The sequence below is a fragment of the Achromobacter sp. SD115 genome (assembly GCF_017355315.1).
Taxonomy (GTDB): Bacteria; Pseudomonadota; Gammaproteobacteria; order Burkholderiales; family Burkholderiaceae_B; genus Achromobacter; species Achromobacter xylosoxidans_B.
In genome coordinates, this window is sequence record NZ_JADIJM010000007.1 from 210,820 (window position 1) to 229,043 (window position 18,224).

The window sequence follows — 18,224 nt, forward strand, 5'->3', positions numbered from 1 at the left end:
GTATCAGTAGCCCAGGGCGGAAAGGTCCGCGAGCGTCTGCTTGGTGATGGCGATGGTGCGTTCGCGTTCGGCCCCGGCCAGATCCAGGCGCGGCGGCTTGACGGTTTCGGCGCTGCCGGTGATGAGGTGTTCGGCCAGTTTGATGTGCTGCACCAGCTTGACGACGGTGTCCAGGTGGAACAGCGGCGTCAGCGCGGCATAGAGCTTGCGGGCCCTCGCGAAATCGCCCTCGACGGCCAGCTTCAGCAGGTCGACGGACGCCTTGGGCACTGCATTGGCCATGCCCGACACCCAGGCGGTCACGCCCAGCGCGGCGCTTTCCAGAATCAGGTCGTCCACGCCGCAGACCACGGCCAGCCGGTCGCCAAAGCGCGTGATCAGGTCGGTCACGCGGGTGGTGTCGTAGGATTCCTCCTTGATGGCGACGATGGTCGGCTCTTCCAGCAGTTCGGCCACCAGGTCCGGAGTCAGGTCCACGCCGTAGCCGCGCGGGTTGTTGTAGAGCAGGATGGGCAGGGCGCTGGCCCGCGCCACCGTGCGGTAGAAGGCCACGGTCTCGCGCGCGTCGGACTTGTAGGTCAGGCCGGGGAACACCATCAGGCCGTTCACGCCGATGCGCGCGGCTTCCTGGGCGAAGGCGGCGGCGCGCGCCGTGCCGGTTTCCGCCACGCCCGAGACCACCGGCACCCGGCCGCGCACGGTCTCCACGGCGGTGCGCAGCACCTGCAGTTTCTCTTCGGCCGAGAGTTGGGCGTTTTCGCCGACCATGCCCATCATCACCACGCCGCCCACGCCGTTCTCGATCAGGCGTTCCAGTCCCTGGCGGATAGCCTCCAGGTCCAGCGAAAAATCGGGTTTCAGCTTGGTGGTGACGGCGGGGAATACGCCTTGCCATTGAATGCTCATGCTGCGGCTCCTGATGCGTGGTCCATCCGGCTTGTTCCGGTTGGATGTTGGTTATTGGATATTGGATCCAAAAATATGGGACTTAAAAAAACGAGGCTGGGGCCTCGGACCGTCGCTCCGGGAGTGGCGGCTTGAACTGGATCATGGATCCAATATACTCACATTAAACGGGCTGCGGGCACCGGCTGTCTCTCGGGGTTTTCCTGGGCATGGACGGGGCCGTTTCCGGCAACCCGACGCCGTGCGGCACCCGCCCGGCGGCTCAACCAGGCAGGTTATACGTGTCCCAGAATTCGCCGCTTTCCGCTCCTCCGCAGTCCCGTCCCCAGGCTGCTACACCCGGCCGCCTCGTGCGCAAGACCGCCGTCGAACTGGTGGTCGACGAACTGCGCGACCGCATCCTGTCGGGCGCGATTCCTCCCGGCTCCGCGCTGCGCCAGGAATTGTTCGCCGAGGAACTGGGCGTGAGCCGCCTGCCGGTGCGCGAGGCCATCCGCCAGCTCAGCGCCGAAGGGCTGATCGACATGATCCCGCACCGCGGCGCCTATGTGTCCATGCTGTCGCGGGCCGAGGTGCAGGAGTTCTTCGATATCCGCCTGCGGCTGGAGCCGTGGCTGTTCCGCCTGGCCGTGCAGCAGCGCGAGGTCCAGGATCTGGACCTGGCCAGCCAGGTGGTGGCGCAGATGGACGCCGCCGAGCCCGAGCAATGGGGCCGCCTGAACTGGCAGCTGCATGAATTGCTGTACCGCTCGGCGCAACGGCCCGCCGCGCTGGCCATGGTGCGCGCGCTGCACGAAAAATCCGAACGCTACTTCCGCTTCCAGATCGTCAACGCGCCGATCCGCCAACAGGCCCATGATGAACACAGCGAACTGATCGCGCTCGCCCGCCAGGGCCGGGCGGAAGAGGCCGAGGCCGCGCTGGAGCGGCACATCGCCGAGGCCGCCGAGCAGATACTCGCCATCGTCGACCATCTGCTGGATGCGTCGGCATTGCAGGAACCGGCCTGACGCTTAAACGTCCAGTTCCAGCGTGCCGCAGCCGCGCGACACGCAGACCATCATGCTGCGGTTGGCGGCGCGTTCTTCGTCGCTGAGCACGTAGTCGCGGTGATCCACCGCGCCGGACAGCACGCCGGCTTCGCAACTGCGACACAGGCCTTCGCGGCAGGAGTATGGCCAGGCGACGCCGGCCGCTTCCAGTACATCCAGCACCGACTTGTCCGCGGGCACTTCATGACAGCCGCCGCTGCGCGCCAGTCGTACCGTGAAGGCCGCGCCGGGCTCGGGCGCGGCGGCGGTGGCGGCGCTGAAGCGTTCGAAATGCACGCGGGCCGCGGCGATGCCGGCGCGTTCGCAGGCGGCGGCCACGGCGTCCATCAGCGGCCCGGGTCCGCAGCAATAGATATGCTGGCCCGGTTCCCGTTGCCCGCCCAGGTAGGCGTCCAGGTCGCAGCGCGCGCCGCCTTGTTCGCGGTCGACGTGCAGCGCCACGCGCTCGCCGTGCACGACAAATTCGGACAGGTAGGCGGCCGCGTCGCGGTCGCGCACGCAGTACAGCAGCCGCCAGGGCTCGCCGCGCCTTACGCACGCATGGATCATGCTGAGGATGGGCGTGATGCCTATGCCGCCCGCGATGAAGACATGGCTGGCGGCCTGCGCGTGCAGTCCGAACAATTGTCTGGGCTCGCCGATATCCACCAGGTCGCCTGCGCGCAGCTGATCATGGACGTAGCGCGAACCGCCGCGCGAGTCGGGCGCCAGGCCGACGCCCAGCCGGTAGACGTCCCGCTCTGCCGGATCGCCGCATAGGGAGTACTGCCTGAGCAGGCCATTGCCCAGCGCCACATCCACATGCGCGCCGGCTTCGAAGGCTGGCAGCATGGCGCCGTCGGGGCTGCGCAGGTGCAGGCCAAGCACGCCGCTCGCTTCGCGCACGATGCGGCTGACGATCAAGCGCCGCATCTCAGGCCACCGCCTGCGCCGCGCGCACGCCGGACCCGCCAGCCGCGGCCTGCTGCTGCTCTTCCTCGACGCGGCGCGCCACCACCCAGCGGAACTGGGACAGCGCGGCGTCGATGGACAGCGGCACCATCTTGAAGTCGGGCGCCAGGGATAAGGAGCGCTGCTGCGCGGTGATGATGTCGCGGTCTTCGTCGAAGGCTTCCACCACGCTCTGGTGGATGGATGCGGTGACCTCGGGCTGGTCGATGGAGAAGTTGTGCGGGTGCGCGAAGAAGTAGTGCGTCGAGGTGGCGGTTTCGGGCGTCAGCGCCTGGCAGCCGCGGAATTCGATGGCGCCTGCGCGATTGCCTTCCTGCGCGCCGTTGCCGGCCGGAGCCATGCCCGAGTCCATCAGCAGGATGCCGGGCAGCGTGAAGTTGTAGATGTTCCAGCGGTCCACCAGGCCCGGCCATTCACGGACCTTCCTTGCGAAGGGTGGCGCTTCGGTATTGAGCGTCCAGCGCGTGATGCGCACGCCATCGGGCAGCCGGTCGACCTTGGGCGATACCGCGGCATAGTCTTCGCTGCCGCCCAGGGTGGTCGGATGCACGAAGGGCAGATGCGAGAAATCGAGCAGGTTGTCGGCGATCAGCAGATAGTTGACGTCGTAATGGATGTAGCCGTCCAGGCTGCGCCAGTCGGGATGATCCAGCCATTGGGTGTCGGGGATGAGGGCCGGGTCGGCGCGTTCCGGGTCGCCCATCCAGATCCAGATCCAGCGGTGCCGCTCCACCACCGGGAAGGTGCGTACCCTGGCCTGCGGCGGAATGCGCGCCTGCGCCGGCGCCTCGACACAGGCGCCGGTCGGGTCGAACTTCAGGCCGTGGTACATGCAGCGCACGCAATCGCCTTCGCGCCGGCCCACCGACAAGGGCGCGCCGCGGTGGCAGCAGCGGTCTTCCAGCGCCACCAGCCGGCCCGCAGCGTCGCGGTACATGAGCACGGGCACGCCGATGATGGTGCGCGAGAACAGGCCGTCCGCGCCGACTTCCTGGTCCCACGCCGCGACGTACCAGGTGTTTTTGATGAACATGGGTTTGCTCCTGTGTTTACTTGACGTAGCGCCAGGCGCCGCCCTTGATCTGCACCATGACAGCGGCGCGTTCGTCATAGCCCACGTGATCGGTGGGCGACATGGTGGACACGCCCTGCGAGGTGACGGCGTCGCGGGTGGCTTCCAGCGCATCGCGCAAGCCCGCCCTGAACTCCGGTGTGCCCGGCTTGGCATTGGGTAGAGTGGTCTTCAATGCCTGTTGCAACACGATGCCGGCGTCCCAGGCGTTGGCCGCGAACACCGACATGGAGTCCTTGCCGTGGGCCGCTTCATAGCGCTGCGTCAGGTCCATGGCGACCGCGCGTATGGGATTGGCTGTGTCCAGCTGGCTGGCGACCACGACCGGCCCCACCGCGAATAGCGCGCCTTCGGCGTCCTTGCCGGCGATGCGCAGGAACTCGCGGTTGGCGATGCCGTAGGTCTGGTAGATGCGGCCGGCATAGCCGCGTTCGCGCAGCGATTTCTGCGGCAGCGCCCCGGGCGTGCCGGAGGCCGCCACGATGACCGCGTCGGGCTTCGCGGCCAGCAGCTTCAGGGTCTGCGCCGTGACGCTGGTGTCGGTCTTCACGTAGCGTTCGGTGGCGACCAGCTTGATGCCGGCGCGCGCAGCCTGTGCGGAGACTTCGGCCAGCCAGCTGTCGCCGTAGGCGTCGGCGAAGCCGATGTAGCCCAGCGACTTCACGCCGGCGGCCTGCATGTGCGCAATGGTGCTGGCCACCATCAGGTTCTCGTTTTGCACCACCTTGAATACCCAGTGGCGTTGCGCGTCCATGGGGTCGACCAGCTTGGCCCCGGCCGCCAGGCTCATCAAGGGCACCTTCTTCTCCTGCGCGATGGGCAGCAGGGTCAGGGTGGCGGGGGTGACCGAGGTGCCCAGCACCACGTCCACGTTGTGCTCGTCGACCAGCCGCCGGAAGGCGCGGGCCGCACCTGTGGCGTCGGACGCGTCGTCCAGCACGATGTAGCGCACCGCCTCGCCCGCGACTTCGCGTGGCAGCAGGTCTATTGCATTTTTGGCGGGGCCGCCCAGCGACGCGGCCGGGCCGGTGAGCGACAGGATGACGCCTACGCCGACATCGGCCGAGGCGGCGCTACAGGACAGCAGGGCGCACGAAACCAGCACCGCGCGCACGGGGTGTAGAAGGGGCTTCAAGATCTTGTCTCCTTGTGGAAACGCCGGTCTGCGCGGCGTTTGACAAGACGATAGATAGCGGCGGAATATGCGTCAATATCATGAACCTGATTCTGGAAATGCACGTTATGCATAACGAGAAACTGGACCTCAACCTGCTCGCGGTCTTCGACAGCCTGATGCGCGAACGCAGCGTGACCCGCGCCGGCGAACAGCTGGGTCTGTCGCAAAGCGCCATGAGCCATGCCGTGAATCGCTTGCGCGCGTTCTTCGACGATCCGCTGTTCGTGAAAACCGGCCAGGGCATGCAGCCCACGCCGAAATCAGAGAGCCTGGCGCCGACCATCCTGGCGCTGATGGCGACCATACGCGGACAGGTGCTGTCGCAGGCGCAGTTCGATCCGGCCTCGGCCATGCGCGTCTTCACCCTGTGCATGACGGACATGGGCGAGCTGGTGTTCCTGCCGCCGCTGATCAAGCGCCTGCGCGAACTGGCGCCACACTGCACCCTGCGCACGCGCCAGGTGCCGCTGCAGCAGGTCGAGCCGCTGCTGGCCTCGGGCGAGGTGGACCTGGTGCTGGGATCGCTGCGCGCGGCGCCGCAGGGCCTGTTTCAGCAGCAGCTGTTCATGCATCGCTTCGTGACGCTGGTCAGCGTGAAGAACAAGGAGGTGGGCGACGAGCTGACGCTGGAACAGTTCCAGCGCATGCCGCAGATCGTGGTGACGTTGGCGGGGCGTTCGTCCGAAGCCTATGACAGCGCGCTGGAGGAGCAGGGCGTCAAGCGCAACATCTTCCTGTCCACGCCGCACTTCCTGGTGGTGCCGCTGTTGCTGGACCAGCACCCGGACCTGATCGCCACGGTGCCGCAGGAGCTGGGCAATGTGTTCGGCGGCTATGGGGTGGTCAAGGTGCTGGAGCCGCCATTGCCGCTGCCGTCCTTCGCGCTGAGGCAGCATTGGCATCCGCGCTTTCACCAGGACCCGGCGATCATCTGGCTGCGGGAGCTGGTGAAGGATACGTTCGATGGGTATCCGTGGGACGGGGCGAGGCCGAAGCGGCGGCGGGTTGACTAGAGGTCCGCGTAGCGCGGCAGCAGATCCTGGTCCACCAGACGCATTTCGATGCGGTTCGCCAATTCGACGTGGCTGGCGTTGTCCAGCGAAAACACTTCGTTCGCGACGCTGACGATGATGGTGCCGGTCTGCTTCTTTCCGGCAGCAGGAACGGGAATCAGAGCCTGGGCTTCCGGGACTTGCTCGGCGGTGATCACTTGCGGAAGGTATAGCATCCAGCCGACGCCGGGTTTGTCGTCGAAAACTTTTTTTTCAGCGTACATGCTTGGACAAACTGATACGTAGTAGGGGCGGAACAATTCGACGATACATCTGAGTATGTCCTCGACGTATGAGGCAATACCCGACAGAGCGTCATCATACAAAGTGATACTCAGTGAGTCCGGCAAGAACTTGTCACTGACGTGGCACGCGATTGAAGCTCCCTTGCGTTCGTTCTCGTAGCCGTCCCAAAGCGCGACGTGCGTCAGGCTGGAGTCGTTCCGATACTTGTGCTTGAGCATTGCGAGAAGTGCAGGCGAAGGGCCTCCATCCTCAAACGCGGGGTAGAGATAGGCCTCCTCGAGGCTATTGCCTTGCGCATACCATGTGCCCGAATCCGTTGCCTTGGATTTCATGGCTGACGTGACTGTGTACAGGCGGTGGAGGATTTCAGCGAAATCGTCCGACATGAGCGACTCGTCTCTAAATTGAGCGTTTATTTCCATTTGACGGGATCTCAGGGAAGGTACACGGATGTCACGCCGTTCATTGCAAGCGTGGTTGTCATCATGGTCTTGGTTCTTGGGGTTTGGAAATACCACATGAGTTTGGTCGGCGGGTTTGTGCGAACGGCGCGCGCCTGTCGCCTAATGATGTCTTCCATGACAACGAAACCAGCGAACCACTTTTTCGATTTTCCGTCTTCCAGTATGAACTGATCGTAATCGCCCTTCGTCTCTTGCAACAGGCATTCCGCCGACACGAAGCCGTCGAAGTCGATATCAAACTTCTTGCCTAGAGCGACTCCCTTCCAGTTCCATTCATCGCTCCACAAACAATACTCGGTGTCGTAGTCGAACCCGGTAATCCGGGCTTGATATGCATAGGCGTTCCAATTTTCCCCATGCCTGCGCCTGACTTTCATCCCCAGGTCCGGCGGGCATTTTTTGCAAGGTTCTTCGGTCCTGGGCAAGGCGCGGTCGGTTGGTTTGGCTTCGCTGTCTTCCCGAGGCGTATCGCCTGGCAAAGTGGCCACGCCTCCCAGCACTGCACCTGCCGCGGCGCTTGCTGCCGCCCGAGCGAACGCGGCTGCTATGGCTTCCGCCACCCATCCTGCGATTGGTATTGCGAGAGGTCCAGGCATTTCCCTTAATTCCTATGCTCTTGTCGGAGCTGTTGGCGCGACTGCCATTTCATCACCTGCATGTAGTCATGAAACCGTTGATCCGCGGGGCGTCCGGGCTTGCGGATCCAGGCAAGGAACCCGGGCTGTTTATAGAATCCAGGAACCAGCGCCTCGGTCCAGAGAAATTCGACAAGATTCGCGTCCTCGTCTATTCCCAGGGCCCGCGCCTGCGAGAGAGCAGTGGCAAGTCTTGCGCTCAAGCCAGCCTCGGCCAGCCCGGGGTAGTCGCGCAGGATGTCCCGCATGACTCCCTGCACAAATCCCTTGGCGTCGATCGCGCAAAGGCCGGCGACTTGCTGGGGGGTGAGTTCAAGCACCATGGGTGGGATGAATCCTGATGAGTTCGCCGTTGCGTTGCGCCAGCCAATCGTGGACGGGGGCAAAGAACGCGGCTCGTTGCTCGGGGGTTAGCAGCGCAGCGATGTCGTTCGCGAGTCTTGCGTCGTAATAGCGCAGCAATGCAGTGGATCCATTGGGCATGCGTACATTCAATCGCGCCTGCAAGGCTTCGGCCAGATCATCGATGGCGTAGCTGCTGAGGATCCAGATACAACCAAGCCCGCTTTCGGCCAGGCGTTGCAGCGCAGCGATGTGGGGATTCCCGTCGGCGGAGCAATCCAGCAGCCATGGGCCGGCATGGGCCAGCGCTTCATCAGGCGTGCCGTCGAACAGCGCTACGCAAGATGAGGAGCGGGATAAAGGATGGGTAGCCGAAACCTCATTGTGCAGCAGCGCGTCGACCAGGCCGTAAAGCCGCAGGGGGAAATGCGTTTGCTTCAGACGGGCTGCGAAGTACTCTTTTGCCTGCATATTCACCGATCTACCCTCGCGCCACGGTGGTTGCGGCGTTGCGGGCAGCGGCTTCCAGACACTCCTGGCACAGCGTGTCGCTCTGGGCTGTGGCTATCGGAGCGGGATCGGACAATCCTTGGTCGAAGCCGAATTTAGCATTGTTCGACCAAGGGGGGCGTTGATGGCGATCATGGGTGAGTAGACGCAGACTGCACGGGCCTCAATTGATCTTGATATTCCGTTCCTTGACCAGCGTCTTCCATTGCGCGGTCTCGCGCGCAAGATGGTCGCGCAATTCATCCGGCGTGCCGCCGATGGGCTCGGCGCCGATCGAATCCAGCGTGGCGCGCACCTTGGCATCATTCAGCGCGGCGCGCATGGCGGCGTTCAGTTTCGCGACCACCTCGGGCGGCGTGCCGGCGGGGGCGAATGCCGCGAACCACGGCATCAGTTCGTAGCCGGGCAATCCGCTTTCCGCCACGGTGGGCACGTCGGGCAGGGCGGCGGAACGCTTGCTGGTGGTCACCGCCAGCGCCCGCAGCTTGCCGGTTTCGATGTGCGGCTTGGCGGAGGTGATGCTGTCGAACATGTAGTCCACTTGGCCACCCAGCAGATCGGCGACGGCGGGGCCGCTGCCCTTGTAGGGCACGTGCAGCATGTCCACCTGCGCCATGGACAGGAACAACTCGCCCGCCAGGTGGATGGAGGTACCCACGCCGGCCGACGCATAGGTGTAGTGGTTGGGCTGCGCCTTGGCCTTGGCGATCACGTCCTGCACGCTGGTGGCGCCGGTGCGCGCGGGATTGGTGACCAGCACATTCGGCACCACGGCCAGCAGCGAGATCGGCGCGAAGTCCTTGATCGGGTCGTAGTTCAGATCCGTGTACAGCGCCGGATTGACGGCCATGCCGTTGGCCACGATCAGGATGGTGTAGCCGTCGGGCTTGGCGCGGGCCACGCTGGCCGCACCGATATTGCCGCCGGCGCCCGCGCGGTTTTCCACGATGAAGGTGGTGTTGAGCTGCTTGCCCATGGATTCGCCTAGGGTGCGGGCGATGCTGTCCATCGCGCCGCCCGGCGGGAAGGGCACGATCCATTTGACCGGATGATCCGGATAGGTCTGCGCCAGCGCCGCGGACGCGCCGCCCAGCAGCGCGAGGCCCACGCAGGCCTGGGCGAGTCGTTTGAATACAGGGCGCAAGCGCATGAGGGTCTCCGTAGTGCTCGAATTATTGTGTCGCCGCGCGCCGATGGTCCGCAGACTCGCCGGAGGAAACTCCCGGGATTCATACTTTTACGATCAGGTTCGTGCGATGGCTCAGTATGGCTTGCGTTTTCCGTGCGAGTCCAAGACTATATGGGTTCCGATTGATACCTTTTTGGTATGTATGGGGCCATGCAATGCAATTGAGGCAACTGCGCTATTTCCAGGCCGTGGCGGAAGAAGGCAGCTTCACGCGCGCGGCCGCCCGGCTGCACATGGCCCAGCCGCCGCTCAGCCGTCAGATCCGCCTGTTCGAGGAAGAACTGGGCGTGCAGTTGTTCGAACGCACCACGCGGGCGCTGCGCCTCACTGAAGCGGGCCGTTTCCTGCTGGAGCAGTCGCGCCTGCTGACGGCGCGCCTGGAAGAGGTGCTGGAAGGCACGCGCCGGCTGGGGCAGACCCAGCGGCGCTGGTTCGGCATAGGCTTCGTGCCGTCCACGCTCTACGGCTTCGTACCCGAGTTGATCCGGCAACTGCGCAATGCGGACCCGCAGGTCGAAGTGGGCCTCACGGAAATGACCACCTTGCCGCAACTGGAGGCGTTGAAGGCCGGACGCATCGACCTGGGCATCGGCCGCATCCTGTTCGACGATCCGGCCATCGAGCGGCGCGTGCTGATGACCGAGCCCCTGATGGCGGCGGTGCCGCTGGGCCATCCGCTGGCGCGCCTGCGGCGGGTGTCGGTCGAACGTCTGGCGCGCGAACCCTTTGTGCTGTACCCGGCGCGCCCAAGACCGAATTTCTCCGACCATGTGTTGGGGTTGTTTCGCGCGGCGGGACACGCGCCGCAAGTGGTGCAGGAAGCCAATGAACTGCAGACCGCCATCGGACTGGTGGCGGCGGGGTTGGGGGTGACGGTGGTGCCGGCGTCGGTGCAGCGGCTGCAGCGCCAGGATGTGGCGCATGTGCCGATCGACGCCGATACCTTTGTGTCGCCGGTGATCGTCAGTTATCGCAGGGACGATGCGTCGGCGTTTCTGGCGCGGGCGTTGGGGCTGGCGCAGGCGCTGGCGAATTAGAACCAAGGAGCCACGGCCATGCCGGATCAGGCAGCAAAATCCCTCTCCCTCAGACAGCTCGAGCTGTTGCTGGCGCTGGCGTCGGCCGACAGCATCGCGGGCGCCGGCGCGCGGTTGGGGATGACGCCATCGGCTACCAGCCATGCCTTGCGTACGCTGGAGGCCACGCTGGGAGCGCCCATGCTGGACCGCAATGCGTCGGGCGTGCAGCTTACCTATGCCGGGCAGCAGATCCTGCCGCATGTCAGGGATGTGTTTGCCTCCCTGCAGATCGTGCGGGCGACGGCGAACGCCAGCGCCGGCCTGCGTTCGGGCCTGCTGAATCTCGGTTCCCTGGGCGCGAGTTCCTCCTTGAACATCCTGCCCCAACTGCTGGAGATGTTCAAAGCCCGCTATCCAGGCGTGGACGTGTTCGTCACCGAGAAGCCGGACCCCGAACTGGAGCGCGCGCTGGTCGAGCGCCGCATCGAGATCGGCGTGGTGGCCTTGCCCAAGCCGGATTTCGACACGCTGTCGCTGGTCACCGATGAATTGATGGTGGTGCTTCCCGCCGGCCATCCGCTGGCGGCGCTTAAGACGATTGCAGTGAAGGACCTGATCGACTATCCCCTGATTATGACGCGGGCGGGCTCGCAACCGGTCATCACGCGCATGTTCGAGCGCGCCGGCGCCAAGCCGCATATCGCGCACGACCTCTCGCAGATCATGTCCATCCTGGAATTCGTCAGACGCGGGCAGGGTATCTCGGTGCTTGCGTCGCTGGTGCTGCCGCAGGCCTACGACGGGCTGGTTTACAGGAAGATCAGCCCCGCCTCCAAGCGCAGGATGGGCCTGGCATGCCTGAACGAACGCAGGCTTTCTCCCGCCGCGCATGCCTTCTGGACCATGGTCAGGGAGGCTGCGCCCAAGCTGAAGTTCCCGGTCAAGTAAAGCCGCACGGCCAGGTCCCGGCACGCGCGGCAAGTTCCCTTCATATTGAATAAAAACTCAATTGAAGGTGAAGATTGCGAATTCTAGACTGCATCGATCGACTCTGATGGAGAAGGCGTATGCAGTCAGTGGAAGCTTCCGCGCTCAGCGGCGTGCGTGTTCTGGACCTCTCGCGCATCCTGGCGGGACCCAGCGCGACGCAGCTGTTGGGCGACCTGGGCGCGGACGTGGTCAAGGTGGAAAAGCCGGACGAGGGCGATGACACCCGGAAATGGGGGCCGCCTTACATCAACGGCCAGGACGGCCGCGCGACCACGGAAAGCGCCTACTACCTGAGCGCCAACCGCAACAAGCGATCCATCGCGCTGGACATCGCCACCGTAGCGGGTCGCGAAACGCTGCATCAGCTTTTGGCCCATGCCGACGTGCTGGTCGAGAACTACAAAGTGGGCGGCCTGGCCAAGTATGGGCTGGACTATACGCAGCTCAAGAGCAAGTATCCACGCCTGGTCTATTGCTCCATCACGGGATTCGGCCAGACGGGTCCCTACGCGAAGCGCGCCGGCTACGACTTCCTGATCCAGGGCATGGGCGGGATCATGAGCCTTACCGGCGAGCCGCAGGGCGCGCCCATGAAGGTGGGCGTGGGCATTGCGGATGTCATGACCGGCATGTATGCCGCCGTCGGCATCCTGGCGGCGCTGCGCCATCGGGACGTGACCGGCTTGGGGCAGCACATCGACATCTCGCTGCTGGACAGCCAGATCGCCTGGCTGGTGAATGCGGGGACCAACTATCTTGCGGCGCAGGAGCCGCCCGCGCGGCTGGGCAACGGCCATCCGAACATCGTGCCTTACCAGGTGTTCGACGCCGCGGACGGTCCCATGATTCTTGCCGTGGGCAACGATGCGCAGTTCCGGCGTTTCTGCGAGGTGGCCGGAGTCGCCGGCCTGGCTGACGACGTGCGCTATGCCTCCAACGCGGCCCGGGTCGCCCATCGCACTGAGCTTTGCCAGCGGGTACAGGAAGCGCTGGCCCGGCGTCCTAGAAAAACCTGGCTGGAACAGCTGGAAGCCGTGGGCGTGCCTTGCGGCCCGGTCAACGATTTGCGCGATGTGTTCAATGATCCGCACGTCCAGGCCCGCGGCGCGCATCTGCGCATGCCTTGCGCATGGGCGCAAGGCGGCGAGCTGAACCTGTTGGCGAATCCCTTGAAGCTGTCCGCCACGCCGGTCTCCTACCGCAGGCCGCCGCCCCGCCTGGACGAGCACGCGCAGCAGATCCTGGCCGATTGGACGACAGCGGAAGGCAGCCGCCCGGAGTAGGGCGCTTACAGAGCCTGCACGCAGGACCCTGGCGGCACACACCTTAGACAACACCGCCCCGGACGAGGGCGGATACACGAGGAGAGAGGCATGGATAGGAGACAGTTGTTGGCGCTTGCCGCCTTGACGCCATTGAGCCAGGCGTTTGCGCAAGGCAAGTACCCGTCGCAGAGCATCAGGCTGATTGCGCCCTACGCGCCGGGCGGAACCGTGGACATCCTGTCGCGGCAACTGGCCGAGCCGATGCGCGCCAGCCTGGCCCAATCGGTCATCGTGGAGAACCGGGGCGGCGCCGGCGGCACGCTGGGGGCGGACGCCGTGGCCAAGGCCCGTCCCGACGGGTACGCGATCCTGTTCGGCGCGGTGCATCATGCGATCGCCCAATCCGTGTATCCGAAGCTGGGATACGACATCCGCGACATGACCGCCGTGGGCTTTCTGGGACGCGTCAACCATGCGCTGATCGTCAACAAGGATCTGCCCGCGCAGAACGTGCAGGAGCTGGTGGCGCTGCTGAAGGCCAATCCGGACAAGTACAGCTATGCCACGCCGGGCGCGGGCACCATGCAGCACCTGATGGCCGAGTACTTCAAGAACGTCACCGGCACGCAGATGATGCATGTTCCTTACCGGGGTTCAGCGCCGGCGATCGTGGACATCATCGCCGGGAACGTGCACATGATGTTCGAAACCATGCCGTCCGCCATCCAGCACATCCGGGCCGGCAGCGTGCGCGCCATTGCGGTGACGTCCAAGGTGCGCTCGCCCAGCCTGCCCGACGTGCCCACGGCGGCGGAGAGCGGCGCGGCCAATTACGACGCGACCAGCTGGTATGGCATCTATGCGCCGCCGTCCACGTCCGCGGACGTGGTGCGCGTGCTCAACGCGGCGGTCAACGGCGCGTTCGCCGACCCGGCTTTCGTGCAGCGCTGGATCGCGCTGGGCGCCGATGCGGGCGGAGGAACGCCCCAAGAACTGGCGGCGCTGACGCGCAGCGAGGTCGAACGCTGGGCCGAGGTGGCGCGGCGCGCGGATATCAAGGTGGGTTGATGCCGGCGGGCCAGGCGGCCCGGCCGGAGTTTTGCACGTAGCAAGGATGAACCATGACTGAACTTTCCCAAGACCAATTGGCGCTGCAACAGCGCGCGCGCGAACTGGCGCAGACCGTATTCAAACCGACGGCCGCGGCCACCGACCAATCCGAACAGTATCCCTGGGACAATGTGGCCCTGCTGCGCGAAGGCGGCTTCATGGGCATGACGATTCCAAGGGAGTACGGCGGACAGGGGCTGAGCTATCTCGATACTGTCCTGGTCGTGGAGGAAATGGCCCGCGCCTGCGCCACCATGGGACGCATCACGGTGGAAGCCAATATGGGCGCAATCGGCGCCATCATGCAGTACGGCAGCCATGAGCAGAAGGCACTGGCCGCCGGCTGCGTTCTGGGGGGCGACAAGCCCGCCATCTGCATCTCGGAACCCCAGGCCGGCAGCGCAGCCAGTGAAATGGGCACCCGGGCAGTCCGTAAGGGCGACGACTATCTCATCAACGGCGAGAAGTACTGGATCACCGGAGGCGGGGTGTCGCGCCTGCACTTGATCTTTGCGCGGGTTATCGACGATGGCGAGGATCTGGGCATAGGCGCGTTCATCCACGTGCGCGAACCGGACGGCGCGGATGATGGGCTGGAGATCGCCAAGCGCTCCTACGCCATGGGCGTGCGGGGCATACCCGAGACCTACATCAAGTTCCATGACCTCAAGGTGCACAAGTCCATGCTGGTAGTCCCGCCGGAGGGGCTTAAGCGCGGCTTCGCCGGCCTGATGCAGGCCTACAACGCCCAGCGCGTGGGCGCGGGTACGGTGGCGCTGGGCATCGCACAGGGCGCCTTCGAGGAGGCCGTGGACTACGTCAAGCAGCGCCAACAGTTCGGCCGGCCGATAGCGGAGTTCCAGGGTTTGCAGTGGATGGTTGCCGACATGGTCATCCAGCTGAATGCGGCGCGGCACATGCTGCACGCGGCCGCGCGTAGCGGTACCCCGCGGACCTTCGGTTTTCCGGACGTGTCGCTGGCCGCGCAGGCCAAGATCTTTGCCGCCGAAACCGCGCAGCGCGTGACCAACGACGCCTTGCAGCTGCATGGCTCGTCCGGCTATGGGCGCGACATGCCGATGGAGCGCCACGTGCGCGATGCGCGCATGTTCACGATCGCGGGCGGCACGGCGCAGATCCTGCGCACCCAGGTCGCTTCCGCGGTGCTTGGGATGAAGCTGCCGCAAACGCGGGACGGGTACCTGCGCGGGCGGTGATGCTTGACGATGAATTCCGCCTCGCGTAGTATCTTTTTAACCGATCGGTATAAAAGGAGCTTTCGCAATGGAATTCCAAGGCAAGGTCGCGCTGGTCACTGGAGGAACGCGGGGCATCGGCGCCGCCATCGTTCGTAGGTTTGCAGAACGGGGCGCCGATGTCGCCTTCACCTACGCCAGGTCGGATCGGACGGCGCAAGATTACGCCCATGAACTCGGCAAAAGCGGCGCCAAGATCCTGGCCATCAAGGCGGACAGCCGCGATCCGGCCGCCGTCCGGGCGGCGGTGGAGCAGACTGCCGCGGAGCTGGGCAGGCTGGACATACTGGTCAATAGCGCCGGCGTGTTCCCTTACGGGCCGGTCGAGGACGCCACGCTCGAAGAAATCGACGACACCCTGGCGATCCACGTCAAGGCGGTGTACGTGGCCTCGCAAGCCGCGCTGGCTTACATGGGGGCCGGCGGGCGCATCATCTCCATCGGCTCCTGCTTCGCCCAACGCGTGCCGTATGGAGGAGTGACGCTCTATGCAATGAGCAAGTCCGCGCTCATCGGGTTCACGAAGGGCCTCGCGCGCGAGGTCGGCGGCCGGGGCATTACGGTCAACATTGTCGATCCCGGGTCGACCGACACGGATATGAATCCCGCCGATGGCCCGACGGTGGCCGCCGAGCTGGAGCTCATGGCGGTCAAGCGCTATGCCGAACCCAGGGAGATTGCGGCCGCTGTGGCGTATCTGGCAGGGGCCGAGAGCCAATTCATCACCGGAGCATCGCTCGCGATTGATGGAGGTTTCACCGCCTAGGATTTCCGCATGGCGGAGCCGTTGGTGGCATGATCCAATCACAGTCAAACAGCAATGGGGATGCAAATGGCCTGGGGACTCCTGGTTTTGGCCGGCGTGCTTGAAATCGTCTGGGCCTTGGCGCTGAAGCAGGCAGACGGCTTGACGAGATTCTGGCCGAGCCTGATCGGCATCAGCGTCGCCATGCTGAGCCTGGTGCTGCTCGCCTTGGCCCTGAAGCATCTGCCAGTGGGCACTGCTTACGCAATCTGGGTGGGTATCGGTGCTTTCGGCGTGGCGGTTTTCGGAACATTGGTGCTCGGAGAGCAGATGTCATTGGCCAAACTGTTGTTCCTGGGGCTGATCGGCGTTGGCGTGGCGGGCCTGCGGATAATTGAATCGTGAATTCTGGCAATCAAACAAAATCGGCCGCCGCGCCGAAAATCGGGCGTCCGAAGGAGTTCGACAAAGACCAGGCCTTGCTGGCGGCCATGCGAACCTTCTGGACGCAAGGCTATGAAGGCACGTCGATCCAGGATCTCGTCAGCGCCACCGGCGTCAACAAGCCCAGCCTCTATGCGACTTTCGGTTGCAAGGAAGAGATCTTCCGGCAGGCAGTCGAACTCTACGACCGTGTCGAGGGGCGGGCGACGTCGCAGAGCCTCAGCGCAGCCCGCACGGCGCGCGAGGCCGTCGAAACCATGCTGCGATCGAACGCGCGCGCCTATGCCGTGGCCGAGGGGCCGCGGGGTTGCATGGTCGTGTTGTCATCGTTGCTGGGCGCGCCCGAAAACGAAAGCGTGCGCGCGTTTCTTGCCGCGAACCGGAAGGATGGGGAATCGATGCTGAGGGACCGGCTGGCGCAAGGCATTGCCGAGGGCGACCTCGCGCCGTCCGCCGATGTCCGTCAGCTTGCCGCGTTCTACACGACCGTGCTCGAAGGCCTGTCGATCCAGGCCCGCGACGGCGCCGGCGTGAAGAAGCTCAACACGATCATCGATGCCGCGATGCTTGCGTGGCCAGCCGGTTGACGCACGCCGGCGCAGCCACGCGGGATTGATGCCGGCGCGGCGCAGCCTAGGGCTGGACGACCATCCAGGCGACTATCCGGCGCACGACCGGCAGTAGCAGCAAGAGGCTGGGAAAAGCCACGATCCAGGAGGCGGCCCAGGCACTGGGCCAGTTGATGACAAAGTCGGAGCCCACGCCCACGCTCGTGGCAGTCGCCACTGCGGAAACGATGGCCGACATGAAAACCGAAAGAACCAGCGGCATCAGGAAGGGTGCATAGCGCGGTGGGAGTTTTTTCAGGGTGGATCTAGTCGGGTTCTTGGACATTTCAGTACTCCCCGCCATTCCGAGCCGAGTTTTTCTCGGCGATCAGGTCCTTGACGTATGCGCGCAGCGAGCGCGGCTCGCGTCCGAGCGCAGCCCTTAGTACCAGACTATTTCCGCCCAGCCCATAGGCGCGATAGTGATCGAAAACCTTCGACAGCAAAGGCAACTGCTGATCCCCGTACGGCAGGCGCGCGCCTTCCGCCCATGCGCTGAATCCGGGCTCGAGCGCTGCGACCGGAGATCCCAGTTCCTCGGTCAGTGCCGCGACGATGTCCGTGCGGCTGTACATGCCGGCGCACAACTCCAAGGTCGCGTAGGCCAGCCTGTCCCCGGTCAGGGCGATTGCGGCAGTCTCGGCCACATCGCGATAGTCCACGCGAGCGATTCTTATGTCCCGGGGAAAGGGCTCGGCGTAGCTGGAATGGTCGCGGATCGATGGCCAGGCCAAACCGATGTTCTGCATGAAGTTGGCGGGATGCAGGATCGTATATTCCAGCCGTGAGGAATAGAGGGCATCCTCAACCGGAATCTTGCTGGCGTGATTGGCCAGGCGCATGTTCGTCGGCTGGATGACCGATGAAAAGACGAACTTCCTCACGCCGCTGCGCTCGGCCGCCTCGACCAAGGCGACCCCCATCGGCGCTTCGTCCGCGGTGAACGCCGGGCCGATATGAAACACGCCGTCCACGCCATGCGCGGCGGCCGCGAGACTGTCGACGTCGCGGAGGTCGCCGATGGCGGTCTCTGTCGCGCCCAGCGAGCGGGCCCGCGCGGCGCGTGCCTCGTCGCGCACGAGCGCCCGGACCGTGACCTTGCGCCGCTGCAATTCAGGAACCACCAGGCTTGCGAATTTGCCGGTGGCCCCGACGACCAAAACGATAGGTTGAGTGGGGTTCACAGGGTTT

21 protein-coding genes and 1 pseudogene are annotated in these 18,224 nt (G+C 64.8%); 10 read left to right on the forward strand and 12 right to left on the reverse strand.

Translation table 11 applies throughout. From position 1 onward, the window contains the following. Positions 1 to 3: 3 nt before the first annotated feature. Positions 4 to 906: a dihydrodipicolinate synthase family protein gene (locus tag IPU70_RS12730; protein ID WP_207467704.1), complete on the reverse strand. Its 903-nt coding sequence runs from the start codon at positions 904 to 906 to the stop codon at positions 4 to 6. Positions 907 to 1,256: 350 nt separating this feature from the next. Between IPU70_RS12730 and IPU70_RS12735 the strand changes: the two genes are divergently transcribed. Next, a complete protein-coding gene (locus tag IPU70_RS12735) occupies positions 1,257 to 1,916 on the forward strand; it encodes a GntR family transcriptional regulator (protein ID WP_207467706.1) in 660 nt (219 codons plus the stop codon). A gap of 3 nt (positions 1,917 to 1,919) precedes the next feature. On the opposite strand, the gene IPU70_RS12740 is transcribed toward IPU70_RS12735, so the two are convergent. From IPU70_RS12740 to IPU70_RS12750, 3 genes are read right to left on the reverse strand one after another with little or no spacing between them, the layout of a single operon-like run. Beyond that, entirely contained in the window at positions 1,920 to 2,870 is a 951-nt protein-coding gene (locus IPU70_RS12740; protein ID WP_207467708.1) for a PDR/VanB family oxidoreductase, read from the reverse strand. Position 2,871: 1 nt separating this feature from the next. Beyond that, the gene (locus tag IPU70_RS12745; protein ID WP_207467710.1) at positions 2,872 to 3,942 is read right to left on the reverse strand and encodes an aromatic ring-hydroxylating dioxygenase subunit alpha; all 1,071 of its coding nucleotides are present in this window, start codon (positions 3,940 to 3,942) and stop codon (positions 2,872 to 2,874) included. A gap of 16 nt (positions 3,943 to 3,958) precedes the next feature. Next, positions 3,959 to 5,116, reverse strand: coding sequence for an ABC transporter substrate-binding protein (locus IPU70_RS12750; protein ID WP_242702456.1), 1,158 nt, complete (start codon positions 5,114 to 5,116; stop codon positions 3,959 to 3,961). Positions 5,117 to 5,223: 107 nt separating this feature from the next. Here IPU70_RS12750 and IPU70_RS12755 point away from each other — a divergent pair, with 107 nt between their 5' ends. Then, positions 5,224 to 6,171: a LysR family transcriptional regulator gene (locus IPU70_RS12755; RefSeq protein WP_242702457.1), complete on the forward strand. Its 948-nt coding sequence runs from the start codon at positions 5,224 to 5,226 to the stop codon at positions 6,169 to 6,171. Here IPU70_RS12755 and IPU70_RS12760 read toward each other — a convergent pair. From IPU70_RS12760 to IPU70_RS12780, 6 genes and pseudogenes are all read right to left on the reverse strand, one after another. Beyond that, the gene (locus IPU70_RS12760; RefSeq protein ID WP_207467714.1) at positions 6,168 to 6,878 is read right to left on the reverse strand and encodes an immunity 52 family protein; all 711 of its coding nucleotides are present in this window, start codon (positions 6,876 to 6,878) and stop codon (positions 6,168 to 6,170) included. The genes IPU70_RS12755 and IPU70_RS12760 overlap by 4 nt on opposite strands. Positions 6,879 to 6,889: 11 nt before the next feature. Further along, positions 6,890 to 7,516 (reverse strand): restriction endonuclease fold toxin 5 domain-containing protein, encoded by a 627-nt coding sequence (locus tag IPU70_RS12765; RefSeq protein ID WP_207467716.1) that lies wholly within the window; start codon positions 7,514 to 7,516, stop codon positions 6,890 to 6,892. 5 nt (positions 7,517 to 7,521) lie between these two features. Continuing rightward, positions 7,522 to 7,878: a hypothetical protein gene (locus IPU70_RS12770; RefSeq protein WP_207467718.1), complete on the reverse strand. Its 357-nt coding sequence runs from the start codon at positions 7,876 to 7,878 to the stop codon at positions 7,522 to 7,524. Continuing rightward, positions 7,868 to 8,368, reverse strand: coding sequence for a DUF4123 domain-containing protein (locus tag IPU70_RS12775; RefSeq protein WP_207467841.1), 501 nt, complete (start codon positions 8,366 to 8,368; stop codon positions 7,868 to 7,870). Before IPU70_RS12775 ends, IPU70_RS12770 begins: the two co-directional genes overlap by 11 nt. A 10-nt stretch (positions 8,369 to 8,378) precedes the next feature. Then, positions 8,379 to 8,465 (reverse strand): annotated as a pseudogene (locus tag IPU70_RS33090) (PAAR domain-containing protein); the annotation flags it as partial. A 105-nt stretch (positions 8,466 to 8,570) separates the two neighbouring features. Then, positions 8,571 to 9,557: a tripartite tricarboxylate transporter substrate binding protein gene (locus IPU70_RS12780; protein WP_207467720.1), complete on the reverse strand. Its 987-nt coding sequence runs from the start codon at positions 9,555 to 9,557 to the stop codon at positions 8,571 to 8,573. 194 nt (positions 9,558 to 9,751) lie between these two features. On the opposite strand from IPU70_RS12780, the gene IPU70_RS12785 reads away from it, so the two are divergent. From IPU70_RS12785 to IPU70_RS12820, 8 genes are all read left to right on the forward strand, one after another. Further along, a complete protein-coding gene (locus tag IPU70_RS12785; protein WP_207467721.1) occupies positions 9,752 to 10,633 on the forward strand; it encodes a LysR family transcriptional regulator in 882 nt (293 codons plus the stop codon). Between the two features lie 18 nt (positions 10,634 to 10,651). Next, positions 10,652 to 11,563, forward strand: a complete 912-nt coding sequence (locus tag IPU70_RS12790; protein WP_207467722.1) for a LysR family transcriptional regulator — start codon at positions 10,652 to 10,654, stop codon at positions 11,561 to 11,563. A 119-nt stretch (positions 11,564 to 11,682) separates the two neighbouring features. Continuing rightward, on the forward strand, positions 11,683 to 12,888 hold the full coding sequence (locus IPU70_RS12795; protein WP_207467723.1) for a CaiB/BaiF CoA-transferase family protein: 1,206 nt from the start codon (positions 11,683 to 11,685) through the stop codon (positions 12,886 to 12,888). 90 nt (positions 12,889 to 12,978) lie between these two features. Further along, complete coding sequence (locus tag IPU70_RS12800) at positions 12,979 to 13,938, forward strand: tripartite tricarboxylate transporter substrate binding protein (RefSeq protein ID WP_207467724.1); 960 nt, start codon at positions 12,979 to 12,981, stop codon at positions 13,936 to 13,938. Positions 13,939 to 13,991: 53 nt separating this feature from the next. Further along, on the forward strand, positions 13,992 to 15,197 hold the full coding sequence (gene acdA / locus IPU70_RS12805; protein WP_207467725.1) for a 3-sulfinopropanoyl-CoA desulfinase: 1,206 nt from the start codon (positions 13,992 to 13,994) through the stop codon (positions 15,195 to 15,197). A 67-nt stretch (positions 15,198 to 15,264) separates the two neighbouring features. Beyond that, complete coding sequence (locus IPU70_RS12810) at positions 15,265 to 16,002, forward strand: SDR family oxidoreductase (RefSeq protein ID WP_207467726.1); 738 nt, start codon at positions 15,265 to 15,267, stop codon at positions 16,000 to 16,002. 66 nt (positions 16,003 to 16,068) lie between these two features. Further along, complete coding sequence (locus IPU70_RS12815; RefSeq protein ID WP_207467727.1) at positions 16,069 to 16,386, forward strand: multidrug efflux SMR transporter; 318 nt, start codon at positions 16,069 to 16,071, stop codon at positions 16,384 to 16,386. Continuing rightward, complete coding sequence (locus IPU70_RS12820) at positions 16,383 to 17,012, forward strand: TetR/AcrR family transcriptional regulator (protein WP_207467728.1); 630 nt, start codon at positions 16,383 to 16,385, stop codon at positions 17,010 to 17,012. Before IPU70_RS12815 ends, IPU70_RS12820 begins: the two co-directional genes overlap by 4 nt. A gap of 46 nt (positions 17,013 to 17,058) precedes the next feature. Here the strand turns inward: IPU70_RS12820 and IPU70_RS12825 are convergent, their stop codons facing one another. Both IPU70_RS12825 and IPU70_RS12830 read right to left on the reverse strand, forming a co-directional pair. Then, entirely contained in the window at positions 17,059 to 17,319 is a 261-nt protein-coding gene (locus tag IPU70_RS12825; RefSeq protein ID WP_207467730.1) for a DUF2798 domain-containing protein, read from the reverse strand. 1 nt (position 17,320) lies between these two features. Beyond that, positions 17,321 to 18,217 carry an NmrA/HSCARG family protein gene (locus IPU70_RS12830; RefSeq protein WP_207467732.1) on the reverse strand — a complete coding sequence of 299 codons (897 nt, stop codon included), beginning with the start codon at positions 18,215 to 18,217 and terminating at the stop codon, positions 17,321 to 17,323. Between the last annotated feature and the right edge of the window lie 7 nt (positions 18,218 to 18,224).

Coding starts and splice junctions, on each gene's coding strand:
- IPU70_RS12730 (WP_207467704.1), bottom strand. CDS start 906: ATGAGCATTCAATGGCAAGGCGTATTCCCCGCCGTCACCACCAAGCTG.
- IPU70_RS12740 (WP_207467708.1), bottom strand. CDS start 2,870: ATGCGGCGCTTGATCGTCAGCCGCATCGTGCGCGAAGCGAGCGGCGTG.
- IPU70_RS12745 (WP_207467710.1), bottom strand. CDS start 3,942: ATGTTCATCAAAAACACCTGGTACGTCGCGGCGTGGGACCAGGAAGTC.
- IPU70_RS12755 (WP_242702457.1), top strand. CDS start 5,224: ATGCATAACGAGAAACTGGACCTCAACCTGCTCGCGGTCTTCGACAGC.
- IPU70_RS12760 (WP_207467714.1), bottom strand. CDS start 6,878: ATGGAAATAAACGCTCAATTTAGAGACGAGTCGCTCATGTCGGACGAT.
- IPU70_RS12765 (WP_207467716.1), bottom strand. CDS start 7,516: ATGCCTGGACCTCTCGCAATACCAATCGCAGGATGGGTGGCGGAAGCC.
- IPU70_RS12770 (WP_207467718.1), bottom strand. CDS start 7,878: ATGGTGCTTGAACTCACCCCCCAGCAAGTCGCCGGCCTTTGCGCGATC.
- IPU70_RS12775 (WP_207467841.1), bottom strand. CDS start 8,368: ATGCAGGCAAAAGAGTACTTCGCAGCCCGTCTGAAGCAAACGCATTTC.
- IPU70_RS12780 (WP_207467720.1), bottom strand. CDS start 9,557: ATGCGCTTGCGCCCTGTATTCAAACGACTCGCCCAGGCCTGCGTGGGC.
- IPU70_RS12785 (WP_207467721.1), top strand. CDS start 9,752: ATGCAATTGAGGCAACTGCGCTATTTCCAGGCCGTGGCGGAAGAAGGC.
- IPU70_RS12790 (WP_207467722.1), top strand. CDS start 10,652: ATGCCGGATCAGGCAGCAAAATCCCTCTCCCTCAGACAGCTCGAGCTG.
- IPU70_RS12795 (WP_207467723.1), top strand. CDS start 11,683: ATGCAGTCAGTGGAAGCTTCCGCGCTCAGCGGCGTGCGTGTTCTGGAC.
- IPU70_RS12800 (WP_207467724.1), top strand. CDS start 12,979: ATGGATAGGAGACAGTTGTTGGCGCTTGCCGCCTTGACGCCATTGAGC.
- acdA (WP_207467725.1), top strand. CDS start 13,992: ATGACTGAACTTTCCCAAGACCAATTGGCGCTGCAACAGCGCGCGCGC.
- IPU70_RS12810 (WP_207467726.1), top strand. CDS start 15,265: ATGGAATTCCAAGGCAAGGTCGCGCTGGTCACTGGAGGAACGCGGGGC.
- IPU70_RS12815 (WP_207467727.1), top strand. CDS start 16,069: ATGGCCTGGGGACTCCTGGTTTTGGCCGGCGTGCTTGAAATCGTCTGG.
- IPU70_RS12825 (WP_207467730.1), bottom strand. CDS start 17,319: ATGTCCAAGAACCCGACTAGATCCACCCTGAAAAAACTCCCACCGCGC.